This window comes from Orrella sp. 11846 (assembly GCF_048820935.1).
In the GTDB taxonomy this organism is placed as follows: domain Bacteria; phylum Pseudomonadota; class Gammaproteobacteria; order Burkholderiales; family Burkholderiaceae_B; genus Algicoccus.
In genome coordinates this window covers 36,373-49,073 of record NZ_JBMERD010000009.1, presented here as the reverse complement: position 1 = coordinate 49,073, position 12,701 = coordinate 36,373, and the positions used below count along the sequence as shown (strand labels likewise).

Below are 12,701 nucleotides of genomic sequence, written 5' to 3'. Positions count from 1 at the left end.
TAGTTGGAACACTTGTGGCTCAGAATGAATCTCAAACGCCTGTTCAGGGGCGTCGTTTTGTTGTATTAATTTCCGGTCGCGGCAGTAATTTGCGTGCGATTGTGCAAAAAGTGCGGGCACAGGTTAGCCATGCGAAGTTTGTTGCTGTGATTTCGAATGAGCCAGATGCGCTAGGACTGGTCTGGGCACAAAATGAAGGTCTTGAAACCGATGTGATAGCACACCGTGATTTCGCAGATCGTGCCTCGTTTGACCGTGCCTTGGCACAACGTATTGATGCATACCAGCCGGATTATGTCATTTTGGCGGGGTTTATGCGGATTTTGACCGAAGAGTTTGTACTGCACTACGCCGGACGTCTAATCAATATTCATCCCTCGTTGCTGCCATCGTTTCCGGGTTTACATACCCACCAACGTGCCTTGGAAACTGGGGTGGGTTGGCATGGTTGCACAGTGCATTTCGTGACACCCGAAGTGGATCATGGCCCGATCATTGCACAGGCTGCACTGGATGTACGTGAGGATGATACGCCTGAGACATTGGCACAGCGTGTTCAGGTGCTAGAGCATGAAATCTACCCGCAGGTTGTGATGTGGTTGGCGCAATCCAAGGTTAATTTGGATTCTCAGGGTAAAGTGACTGTGAGCGGTGTTCAGGATCGGCATCTCAGGTTGGTGTCTGAAGTCACCGATGTTGTGTCTTATTAAGGGTGTATTTTGAGTCGAAATAAAAAACGCGATTCACAAGATCGCAATTTCAAGTCGTCAAATCGACAAAGCCAGTCAGGCCCTATAGGTAAAAACTTGGGTAAAAACGTGGGCAAACAAAGTGTGCGTTCCAAGGGACGTGGCCAGAGCGCACGCGCTGTAGCGACCCCTAGTCGTCCAGCACAGGTTGCTGCGATTTTGGATGAAGTACTGACTTGGCAGTCTGCTGCTGATCAAAGCGTATCTCGCTATTTCCGAGCCAACAAACAAATGGGGAGCCGAGATCGCGCTGAGATTGCTGCCGCCGTCTTTGATGTCTTGCGTCACTTGCGCCACTATCGTAATTTGGCTCAAAGTGGCCCGGGCCAGCTGACGTTGTGTTTGGCCTGGCTAGGCTTATATGCCACGCTTGAAAAGCCGCGCGAACAGCTGCCAACCGAAGCTTCGATGCATGACTGGGTGGCTCACTGCCAACGAATTTCACCAGACACCTTATCTTTTGCGGTGCGCTACAGCTTGCCTGATTGGCTACAAGTTGAAATTGAGCGCTTGCCGCAACCGGAATCTTTTGCAAAAGCCTTGTTGCAAAGTGCACCTCTGGATTTACGGGTCAACACGTTTAAAAGCTCACGCGCTAATGTGCTGGAACAAATTGAGGTTTTACGCAGTTCTCAAGCTCATTGGCAGGCTATTCCAACGCCATTTTCAGAAACAGGGATTCGCATCAATGCCAACCCGCCGCTTGAGCAATGGGATTTGTTTAAACAAGGGTTGATCGAAGTGCAAGATGAAGGCTCACAACTCCTTGCCCGATTGTTGGATCCAAAACGCCATGAAATGGTGATTGATTATTGTGCAGGTGCGGGTGGTAAAACACTGGCACTTGGCGCAATGATGAACTCAAGTGGTCGTTTGTATGCGTTCGATGTCTCCGCATCAAGACTCTCTAAAGCCAAACCCCGATTCGCCCGTAGTGGGTTAAGTAATATTCACCCAGTCGTTATTCGCCCGCATGGTGATGATCGAATTCGACGCTTGGCAGGCAAAGCACATCGTGTTTTAGTGGATGCGCCTTGTACAGGGCTGGGAACTTTACGTCGAAACCCTGATCTTAAGTGGCGTCAGACACCCGAAGTTTTAGAGAACTTGTGTCGTCAGCAGCAGGCCATCTTGCAGCAAGCGAGTCAGTGTGTACGTCCTGGTGGACGCTTGGTGTATGCCACTTGCAGCTGGTTGACTTCAGAAAATGAAGATCAGGTTGACGCATTTTTGAAAGCCAATCCGGATTTCCGTTTGATCGATGCGCGAGAATTGTTGCCTGAAACGCTGCTTGAAACTGAAAAAACGTCACAGGTGCCTGTTGTCGATTCGGCTGGCATGATACGCTTGCGACCTGATTTGCATGGCACAGATGCGTTTTTTGCAGCTGTGATGGTACGCGATGCATCGACGTAGTTTGGCAGAGGGATTTTTATTACCTCTATAAAAAACAGGTGAATTCGTGCAATTCCTTGACAGTACGCAATAATTTTATAAAATTTCATATCCCAATCCGGTCTGAATGGGCTACACTCGGTCTGGTTTTGACTGTAAGGCAGGACATATAAAACAATGATGGATTCATTTCTTTCTTTCGCAGCGGGTGGTTTGACACAGGCGACTTGGTGGCAGGTTGTCATTTTCACACTCGTCGTGACACACATCACAATTGCTGGTGTCACCCTCTATTTGCACCGTTCCCAGGCGCATCGTGGTTTGGATTTACATCCGATCGTGGCGCATTTTTTCCGTTTCTGGTTGTGGTTAACTACCGGAATGGTGACGCGTGAGTGGGTTGCTATTCATCGTAAGCACCATGCCCGTTGTGAGCGTGAAGGAGATCCCCATTCACCCATGGTGTTTGGCATTCAGCGCGTTCTGTTTAGAGGTGCTGAACTGTATCGTATCGAAGCAGCCAACGCTGAAACAATTAAACGGTTTAGCCATGGCACACCGAATGACTGGATCGAAAACAAACTGTACTCGCGTCACTCGGCGTTGGGTATTTTGATCATGCTCGTGATTGATCTGCTGCTCTTTGGCGCGATTGGTCTGACTGTCTGGGCTGTGCAAATGGCTTGGATTCCATTCTGGGCCGCTGGTGTGGTCAACGGAATTGGACACTTCTGGGGATATCGCAACTTTGCATCACCCGATACCAGTACGAACGTTTTCCCAATCGGTTTGATTATCGGTGGTGAAGAGTTGCACAACAACCACCACGCCCATGGTACATCCGCGAAATTCTCAAGCCGTTGGTTCGAGATTGATATTGGTTGGACCTATATTCTGATTCTTCGCTCACTGGGTTTGGCTAAAGTCAGAAAGGTTGCGCCTAAACTTAAGCTGGCAGCACAAGTGGGTGATACCGAAGTGGATCTCAACACATTGCAAGGTGTGATTGCGCATCGCTACGAAGTGTTGGGTCGCTACACAGGCATGCTCAAAGACGCTTGCCGTCAAGAGCTGATGACGTTGAAACAAAAAGGTGGTTCGATGATCAACGTCGAAGCCCTGAAGTCAGCCACACACTGGTTGGGTCGTGGTGATGAAACGCTCGCACCCGAAGAGCGCGAACGCATCCATGAGGCATTGTCACAAACAGAATCTTTGTCTTTACTGTTGCAAATGCGTCAGGAGCTTGTGAAGCTTTGGGAAAGTTCTAGCGCCAGCAGTGAACAGTTACTGCATGATTTGCAGGAATGGTGTCATCGCGCTCAACAGAGCGGTATTGAAGGATTGCAAGAGTTCGCACTGAGACTGCGTCGCTATGCAGCATGATTGAGCAACTCAATCAGGAACAGCGCCAGGCGGTTATTCACGAAGGTGGACACGTTCTGGTGCTGGCAGGTGCAGGGAGTGGTAAAACGCGGGTGCTCACCACCCGCATTGCTTGGCTGATTCAACAACAGCTCGTTAGTCCACACGCCATTCTGGCGGTCACATTTACCAATAAAGCTGCAAAAGAAATGCAAGCGCGCATTGGCGCGATTCTACCGATTCAGATCGGTGGCATGTGGATAGGCACGTTTCACGGGCTTTGTCATCGATTGTTGCGAACCCATTATCGTGACGCCGGTCTGCCGCAAACATTTCAGATTCTAGATAATACCGATCAGCTGGCTTTGATTAAACGCATACTCAAAGCCGGTGATTATGATGATTCGCGCTTTACGCCCAGAGATGTGCAACGCTTTATTGCCAGTTGCAAAGAAGAGGGTCGTCGCGCGGATTTTGTGACCGCTCAAAATCCGTTTGAGCGCACACTGGCTGAAATTTACAGTTTGTACGAGCAGCAATGTCAGCGTGAAGGTGTAGTAGATTTTGCGGAACTGTTATTGCGTGGTGTCGAACTACTCGATAAGCATCCAGAAATCCGTGCACATTATCAGCAGCGTTTTGAGCATATTTTGGTTGATGAGTTTCAAGACACCAATCCATTGCAATATCGCTGGTTAACCCAGTTGTGCGGTGAGCGTTCAACGCTCTTTGCTGTGGGTGATGATGATCAGTCTATCTACGCATTTCGAGGCGCTCGCGTGGGCAATATGTCTGATTTTGAGCGTGATTATGCGCAAGGTCACGTCATTCGTCTGGAGCAAAACTATCGCTCTTATGGGCATATTCTGGATGCATCCAACGCATTAATCACCAACAATACGCAACGTCTGGGTAAACGTCTCTGGACGGATCAAGGTCATGGTGAACTGATTCGTGTCGTGGAGCTAGGCACCGATCACGAAGAAATGCAGTGGGTGGTCGATGAGATTCGTGCACTGATTAATCAGGGCGTACCACGCCATGAGATTGCCGTCCTTTATCGCAGCAATGCACAATCTCGAGTGATTGAGCACGGGCTGTTTACCGCAAGTATTCCATATCGTGTTTACGGAGGTTTGCGGTTTTTTGAGCGATTGGAAATTAAACATGCGTTGGCTTATTTGCGCTTGATCGCCAGTTTGCGAGACGACAATGCGTTTTTACGTGTAGCGAATTTCCCAGCACGTGGTATTGGTGCCAGAACCATTGAAAAGCTCACTCTGGATGCTGAACAGGCGCAAGTGAGCTTGTCTGAAGTTTGTCATCAGATGGGTGGTCGAGCAGGTAGTGCGTTGATGCAGTTCTGCGCATTGATTCAGGAAATGTCGCAATTAGGTCAACAACTATCTTTGTCTGAACTGGTTGATGACATGATTGAGCGCAGCGGTTTACGTGCGCACTATCAAGGTCAGCGTGAAGGTGCAGAACGCCTCGAGAACCTCGAAGAATTGGTCACCGCCGCCAAAGCCTTTGAAATTGAGCGTGAACTCACAGGTGTGCCAGCCACGGTTTTACGAGATACCGAACCGGGTCAACCGCCTTTGACACCGCTTTTGGCATTTCTTGCACATGCATCTCTTGAGTCTGGGGAAGGGCAGGCTGATGAAGGCACCGACGCTGTGGCGCTGATGACAGTGCATTCAGCGAAAGGCTTAGAGTTTGATGCTGTTTTTGTGACGGGTTTGGAAGATGGTTTGTTCCCACATGAGCAAAGTCTCAATAGCCCAGATGGTTTACAGGAAGAACGTCGCTTGATGTACGTGGCCATGACACGGGCACGGGAACGCTTGTATCTGACGCTGGCGCAGAGCCGGATGTTGCATGGCAAGGTTCGCTATAACCGTCTCTCTCGGTTTATGGAAGAGATTCCAGAAGAGAATGTACGCTGGTTGTCAGCACGAGCAACACAAAGCAACTGGTTTGATGCACCTTCGGCCAGTGGCCCAAAAACCGCTTATCAGGTCAATCGCAAAACCACTAAAAAATCTAATCTTGAGCTAAGCCAAGGTGTGGATGTTGGTGGTGTGATGTATCGGGCGGGTTTGCGTGTCGCTCATGCGCGTTTTGGGGAAGGGACGGTTCTGGCCGTTTCTGGAACGGGCTTAGATGCGCAGGCCATGATTCAGTTCGAAAGCGCTGGAACCAAGACGTTGGCACTGGGCATTGCCAAGCTAACCGTTTTAAGCTGATTGATCTTTTAGTCTCGAAAATGGCTGGATGCAGACACTGATTTGCATCCAGCCATTTACACATTAGATGGCGCGTTTTCTCTCGGTCCGCGCTTGTCTAAATCTCTGGTGTCATCGTTTGTTCGAGTGTTTCGATTTCTTGCATGAGGTCCAGCCATTTTGCTTCAAGTTCTGAGGCTTGTGCGCTTAGCTGACCATGTTCTTTCAGAGTGCTTTCACGTTCGTCTGAACGAGTCGCTTCATCATAAAACGCAGGATCTTGCATCTGAGTTTCAATGCTTTGTACGCGAGTCTGGATTTTCTCCAAATCTGATTCGATGACCTTTAAGGCTTTTTCTAGCGGTCGTCGTTGCTGTGCAAGCGCTTGGCGTTGTTGTGCTTGTTGTCGACGAATGGTTTTACGGTCTGTGCTGTCAGTATCCCCATTTGTTTCGTTCTTGGGTGTGCGATTCGATTTTTGCAGGATGAACTGACGATAATCGTCCAGATCTCCCTCAAAATCTTGCACAGTGCCGTTGGCCACTAACCAGAATTGATCGACGGTGGTGCGTAATAAGTGTCGATCGTGAGAAACCAAAAGCAAAGCCGCTTCACTCTGTGCCAGACCGACCGTCAGTGCATGACGTGTCTCAATGTCCAAGTGGTTTGTGGGTTCATCCAACACTAAAAGGTTAGGGCGGTGCCACAGCACGATTGCGAGGGCTAGACGAGATTTCTCTCCACCAGAAAATGGTCCCACAGGCTCAAGTGTTTTGTCGCCAACAAAGCCGTATTGCGCCAAATAACTGCGCAGATCCTGTTCACGCGCTTCTGGAGCAAGTCGTAATAGATGTTGCAGGGGAGTAGCCTGTGCATCTAGTTGGGACATTTGTTGTTGCGCAAAGTAACCAATCTTTAAACCTTGCCCGCGTTCGACTTCACCGGCGAGTGCAGACAGCTCACCCGCCAATGTTTTTAACAAGGTAGATTTCCCGGCGCCGTTCACACCAAGCACACCGATTCGATCCTGTGCTTCGATCCGAATTTGAATGTCTTCCAAAATGGGATGTGGTTGATCGCTTGAATCTCGGTAACCTGCTTGAACGTCTTTCAAACGCATCAGAATATGCGGACTGTGATCGGGTTCAGGGATACGGATTTCGATCGAAGATTCACTTTCGGGTGGGGCAACAGCCTGAATGCGGGCTAAAGCCTTGACACGACTTTGTGCTTGCCGTGCTTTGGTCGCTTTGGCTCGGAAGCGATCAATAAAGCCTTGTAGTCTGGCTGCTTCACGAGTTTGACGCTCATAAATCTGATGGGCTTGTCGTGATCGCTCCGCATGTTGGCGAATAAAAGCCTGATAGTTGCCGCGATAACGTTCAACTTTTTGATGCTCAATATGCAAAATGACATTGCACACCGAATCAAGAAACTCCACATCGTGTGAAATCAGAACGACCGTACCTTGATATGAGGTTAGCCAGCGTTCAAGCCAAAGTGTTGCATCTAAATCCAGATGGTTGGTGGGTTCGTCTAGTAAAAGTAGGTCTGAAGTCGCCATCAGCGCTTGCGCTAGATTGAGGCGCATTTGCCAGCCACCCGAGAACGTACCAACCGGATTGAGCCACTCATCAGGCGCAAATCCTAGGCCTGATAGTAAGGTTTCTGCGCGAGAGTTCGCTTGCCAAGCACCGGCTTGTTCAAGTTCTATTTCAAGTCGGGCGATTTCATTGGGATCGGTTGCTTGCGCGCGTTCTGCTTGCAAAACACGTAAGCGTCGATCACCATCAATAACGTGTTCGCGGGCGGGTTTGTCTAGGCTCTGTATGTTTTGTTCGACCCAAGATAAACGCCAGTCAGCTGCGATTTCTAGGCGGCCTTGATCGATGTCTAACTGTCCATATAAGGCAGTGATGAGTGAGGTTTTGCCACAACCATTGCGACCAACTAAACCGACTCGTTCACCGTCATGAACCACAAAGCTCGCATCTTGCAATAAACAACGACTACCGCGATACAACGTTAAATCAGAAGCTTTAATCACATCAAACAGTCCTGTTCGGTGTGATCGCAGTCACATCCTGAAGTTGCTTTGCACTAAGCAGCATGATTTGATTATCGGCATTTGCAGTTTGCAGCCAAATGGGATTTAGTTTGGGGAACATGGCTTCAAAATAGGCTTGCTCATTGCCAATTTCCAGCAAAAGCCAGCCATCGGACTTGAGACGTGTGCTTACCTGCTCTAGAAGTGGAATGACCAAGTCCATGCCTTCGGTGCCACCAGCTAACGCCAGATCGGGTTCGTGCAAAAACTCTTTGGGTAGTGCACGCATGGACTGTGTATTGACATAGGGTGGGTTGCAAATAATTAAGTCAAACACGGGATCTGGGGCGATGTCTTGCAGTAAATCAGTTTTTACCAACGAAATCCGGTCTTGGAGTTCGTAGTCCGCGACGTTTAGAGTTGCAACCTCTAGCGCTTTAGGTGAAATATCAGTGGCCACAACGTTTGCTTCTTCAAAAGTCAGCGCTGCAAGAATGGCTAAACAGCCACTGCCAGTGCAGGCTTCAAGAATCTGTGTGGGTGAAATTTCAAGCCAAGGTTCTAGACCTTGTGCAATCAACTCCGAAATGGGGGAGCGTGGAATCAGTACATCGGGACTGACGCGGAATGATAAACCTTGAAGCCAAGTTTGACCTAGAATGTATGCGGTGGGTTCGCGTTCAATACAGCGGCGTCGAAAAGCTTCAAAAAGTTGCTCACGTTCGGTCTGTAATAGCCTTGCGTCCAGATAGGGGTCGAGCTCATCGAGTGGTAACGACAATGTACCTAGAACTAGAAAAATGCTGTCATCTTGTGCATTGTCAGTGCCTTGACCAAAGTGAGCCTGACTTTGATTGAGCCAGCTCACACCAAAACGAATCCAATCTCGGATCGTGAGAAGATGTTCGATGGCTTGTTGCGAATTGTGTTGCATCATTACGCAGAAGTTTCCAGTAAGAGTTCTAAGGTTCGACGATAAATGTTTTTAAGGCTATCCAGATCCTTGACTACGACATGTTCATTGATTTGATGAATTGTGGCGTTGAGAGGACCGAATTCGATAACTTGCGGACAGATTTGGGCAATAAACCGACCATCCGATGTGCCACCACTGGTGGAGAGTTGTGTCTGAATTCCGGTTTCTGCTTGGATGGCCTGAGTCAGTGCGTCGCTGAGTGTGCCTTGTCGTGTTAAAAAAGGCAAACCGCCGATGGTCCATTCCAGTGTGTAATCCAGTTTTAAAGTATCTAAAATTTGGTGGACGCGGGATTGCAGCGTTTCAGGCGTGTTTTCTGTTGAGAAACGAAAATTGAAATCAATCTCGACATGACCTGGAATGACATTGCCTGCACCCGTACCTGCATGAATATTTGAGACTTGAAAGCTGGTTGCTGGAAAATAATCATTGCCTTGATCCCAAACCTCTTGGGTGAGTGCTTGTAGAGCCGGCACCATCTCATGAATTGGGTTGCGCGCCAAATGAGGATAGGCAATGTGTCCTTGAATGCCACGAATTATGAGCTTGCCTGACAAAGAGCCTCGTCGGCCATTTTTGATGGTGTCGCCCAGTTGTGATACAGAACTGGGTTCACCCACAATGCAATAGTCGATGGTTTCATCACGAGCTTTAAGCGCATCGCAAACCATGACAGTGCCATCGATTGCAGGGCCTTCTTCGTCAGAAGTAATCAGAAATGCGATTGAACCCGCATGATTGGGATGTTGTTCAACGAACTCTTGAACAGCCACCACAAACGCGGCAATCGAGGATTTCATATCCGCTGCACCCCGTCCGTAAAGCTTGCCATCCTCAATAACCGGATCAAATGGGTCGTGTCGCCACTGTTCAACAGGTCCGGTTGGCACAACATCGGTATGACCTGCAAAAACAAGGACAGGGCTTTGAGTGCCTTTACGCGCCCAAAGGTTAGTCACACCTCCACGGCTCAAGGTTTCAGCGGAAAAGCCAAGTGGACTTAGATGTTTCATTAAAAGAGACTGGCAGCCAGCGTCATCGGGTGTGACCGAGGGGCAGGCGATCAGCGCTTTGGAAAGCATCAAAGTGGAGGACTCTGAGAAAGGTGAAGTGGACATGGTTAACCTTTAGTGTGGATTTTTGTATTTGTAGAGTGGGGTGCGCTATGCCCTGAGTAAGTCGTTAATGCTTGTTTTCTGACGTGTTTGTGCATCGACTCGTTTGACGATGACAGCGCAAGCCAAACTGTGAGAACCATCTGCAGCCGGCATCGAGCCAGGGACAACGACTGCGCCTGACGGAATGCGTCCATAGGTTACTTCGCCAGTTTCTCGGTTGTAAATCCGAGTGCTTTGAGACAGATAAACGCCCATCGCCAAAACAGCGTTTTCTTCCACAATGACGCCTTCGACGATTTCTGATCGAGCACCAATAAAGCAATTGTCCTCAATGATAGTCGGGTTCGCTTGTAAGGGTTCAAGAACCCCACCAATTCCAACTCCACCTGACAGGTGAACATGTTTGCCAATTTGTGCGCAGCTTCCCACGGTGGCCCAAGTGTCGATCATGCTGCCTTCACCGACCCAGGCGCCGATGTTGACATACGAAGGCATTAAAACCGCATTGCGACCGATGTAGGCACCTCTACGTACAACCGCAGGTGGTACCACTCGGTAGCCAGCCGCATTGAAATCTTTTTGATCAAAGTTCTCAAATTTTAGAGGGACCTTATCAAAATATTGCAAAGGTGCTTGACCCATCACTTGATTGTCTTGAATACGAAATGACAGTAAGACGGCTTTCTTGAGCCATTGGTGGACGATCCACTCTTGGTTGATTTTTTCTGCGACACGAAGGGTGCCACTGTCGAGTGCTTGAATCGTGTGTTCAATGGCGTCGCGCGTTTGGGCGCTTACTGTGTTTGAGTGAAGTGCTTGGCACTCATTCCAAGCGGTTTCGATGATGTTTTGAAGATCTTGCGTCATGCGGATCAAGCCAAAAAGTAAATAAAAGAAAAAAGAAAAAAGCACATCGATCCTGACTCGTTTGTCAGAAGCGTTGCGTTGGTTTTACAGATCTGTATTGGTAGCTGATCGTTAAATTAATAGAACACTGCGAAATGCTTGATGATTTTAACGGCAAAGTGTTTGTTTCATGTGGGTTTTTTAAAGGTAAACCAGACTTTTTGAACAGTGTGATGACCGTGAGTTTTGTCTGATTTGCCTGCCATTTTTCTGAGGAGATGGTTATGAGCGTCGATTGCGGGCGAATTGCACTATTCTTTTTGCGCCTTCGATGCATTCATCCAAAGGCGCCACAAGCGCGATGCGCACAAAGCCAGTTCCGGGATTTAAGCCATCGATTTCACGGCTCACGTAGCTACCAGCCAAAATTCGAACAGCTTGCTGATCCAGTAGATCATGGACAAACTTCGTATCGTCTTCACCGACATTCATCCAGAGATAAAACGAAGCATCTGGTTGCTGAACATCAAAGGCTTCTTGGAGAATGGGAACGACCGCCGCAAACTTTTCGTGATAAGCCTGCCGATTGGCTAGTACGTGTGTTTCGTCTTGCCAAGCAGCAAGACTTGCGGCGCTCACAATGGGAGACATGGCACTGCCGTGATAAGTACGGTAGAGCAAGAATTGTTCAATCAAACGCGCATCACCGGCCACAAACCCGGATCGCAAGCCAGGTAAATTTGAGCGTTTGGATAGGCTAGAGAAAGCCAATAGATTCGTGAAGTCTGCGCGTCCGAGCTGGTGCGCGGCCTGGAGTCCGCCTAGGGGTGGATTGTTTTCATCAAAATAGATTTCGCTATAGCACTCATCCGATGCGATCACAAAACCATACTTATCAGATAGCTCAAATAGATCACGCCATTGTGAGAGTGGCATGACGCTGCCCGCAGGGTTGCCTGGGCTGCAGGTGTAGACCAGCTGCGTGTTTTTCCAGACATCTTCAGGCACGCTTCGCCAATCACAAAGCTGATGGTTTTCTGGAAGACTCGCAATGTAGTAAGGCTGAGCGCCAGCTAGTAAGGTTGCGCCTTCATAGATCTGATAAAAAGGGTTAGGGCAGACGACTGTCGCCTTTTCTTGCGTGTTGTCGATGACAACTTGTGCGATGGCAAACAGCGCTTCGCGCGAACCTAAAATCGGCAACACCATGGTGTTGGCATCGGGTGCAGGTATCTGATAACGAGTATGCAGCCACTGACTTATTGCTTCACGTAATGACTTGTCACCCTGAGTCGGCGGATAGGTGGATAAACCATCCAGCGCATCGACCATGGCGCGTCTGACAGCTTCCGGCGCAGGATGTTTGGGCTCACCGACGGATAAATCAACAAGGGGTAAGCCAGTGTCTTGCGGACGGGTGCTTATGAGCAGTTTGCGTAATTTTTCAAATGGATACGCCTGGAGCAAGTTCATACGGGGGTTGGTCATAGCAAATTGTCATCAAAAGCGATTTAAAAGAATGGGCTGAGATCTGCGAAAGAATGATCGCAGTACAGAAAAATAACATCGATTTATGCGGTTCGGAATGTCATGCTGATATTTGTCAGAAGGTCAATCATTATGGCCTTGAATCAGGTTAATCATTTGATTTGTATTGACTGTTGCTTAGGAAGCTCTGAATGTTTTAAGCTTTTTTAGTGAATTTGAAGGCAATGTAAGGGTTCTCGTTTATATGTTGGTTCAATTTTTGTTATGATGGCAGATTCGCTGCAAAATAAGTTTTTATATTCAGCGTTTTTAGGTGGTACGAAACAGAAGGAATCTGTGCGTTACAATTCTGTTTCTGATGATTTAAGCGAAGGTGGCGAAATTGGTAGACGCACCAGGTTTAGGTCCTGACGCCTTCACGGGCGTGCGGGTTCGAGTCCCGCCCTTCGCACCAAATTCTTCCAATAACAGCGCGGGACAATTTAGACG

At 48.6% G+C, this 12,701-nt stretch carries 9 protein-coding genes and 1 tRNA gene; 5 read left to right on the top strand and 5 right to left on the bottom strand.

The features are described 5' to 3' along the window. Positions 1-14: 14 nt before the first annotated feature. From purN to ACOI06_RS09035, 4 genes are all read left to right on the top strand, one after another. Positions 15-710 carry a phosphoribosylglycinamide formyltransferase gene (purN, locus tag ACOI06_RS09050; protein WP_420662228.1) on the top strand — a complete coding sequence of 232 codons (696 nt, stop codon included), beginning with the start codon at positions 15-17 and terminating at the stop codon, positions 708-710. Between the two features lie 96 nt (positions 711-806). After that, positions 807-2,165, top strand: a complete 1,359-nt coding sequence (locus ACOI06_RS09045) for an RsmB/NOP family class I SAM-dependent RNA methyltransferase (protein ID WP_420662227.1) — start codon at positions 807-809, stop codon at positions 2,163-2,165. Between the two features lie 159 nt (positions 2,166-2,324). Continuing rightward, positions 2,325-3,530, top strand: a complete 1,206-nt coding sequence (locus ACOI06_RS09040) for a DesA family fatty acid desaturase (protein WP_420662321.1) — start codon at positions 2,325-2,327, stop codon at positions 3,528-3,530. Then, positions 3,527-5,758, top strand: a complete 2,232-nt coding sequence (locus ACOI06_RS09035; RefSeq protein WP_420662226.1) for a UvrD-helicase domain-containing protein — start codon at positions 3,527-3,529, stop codon at positions 5,756-5,758. Before ACOI06_RS09040 ends, ACOI06_RS09035 begins: the two co-directional genes overlap by 4 nt. A gap of 97 nt (positions 5,759-5,855) precedes the next feature. Here ACOI06_RS09035 and ACOI06_RS09030 read toward each other — a convergent pair whose 3' ends face one another. The 5 genes from ACOI06_RS09030 to dapC form a co-directional block, all read right to left on the bottom strand. Then, positions 5,856-7,784, bottom strand: coding sequence for an ABC-F family ATP-binding cassette domain-containing protein (locus ACOI06_RS09030; RefSeq protein WP_420662225.1), 1,929 nt, complete (start codon positions 7,782-7,784; stop codon positions 5,856-5,858). A 1-nt stretch (position 7,785) separates the two neighbouring features. Beyond that, the gene (gene prmB, locus ACOI06_RS09025) at positions 7,786-8,718 is read right to left on the bottom strand and encodes a 50S ribosomal protein L3 N(5)-glutamine methyltransferase (protein ID WP_420662320.1); all 933 of its coding nucleotides are present in this window, start codon (positions 8,716-8,718) and stop codon (positions 7,786-7,788) included. 2 nt (positions 8,719-8,720) lie between these two features. After that, positions 8,721-9,878, bottom strand: coding sequence for a succinyl-diaminopimelate desuccinylase (gene dapE, locus ACOI06_RS09020; RefSeq protein ID WP_420662224.1), 1,158 nt, complete (start codon positions 9,876-9,878; stop codon positions 8,721-8,723). A 45-nt stretch (positions 9,879-9,923) separates the two neighbouring features. Beyond that, the gene (dapD, locus tag ACOI06_RS09015) at positions 9,924-10,745 is read right to left on the bottom strand and encodes a 2,3,4,5-tetrahydropyridine-2,6-dicarboxylate N-succinyltransferase (RefSeq protein WP_420662223.1); all 822 of its coding nucleotides are present in this window, start codon (positions 10,743-10,745) and stop codon (positions 9,924-9,926) included. Between the two features lie 261 nt (positions 10,746-11,006). Beyond that, positions 11,007-12,212, bottom strand: a complete 1,206-nt coding sequence (dapC, locus tag ACOI06_RS09010) for a succinyldiaminopimelate transaminase (RefSeq protein ID WP_420662222.1) — start codon at positions 12,210-12,212, stop codon at positions 11,007-11,009. 367 nt (positions 12,213-12,579) lie between these two features. On the opposite strand from dapC, the gene ACOI06_RS09005 reads away from it, so the two are divergent. Next, positions 12,580-12,666 (top strand) — tRNA-Leu (locus ACOI06_RS09005). The last annotated feature ends 35 nt before the right edge of the window (positions 12,667-12,701 follow it).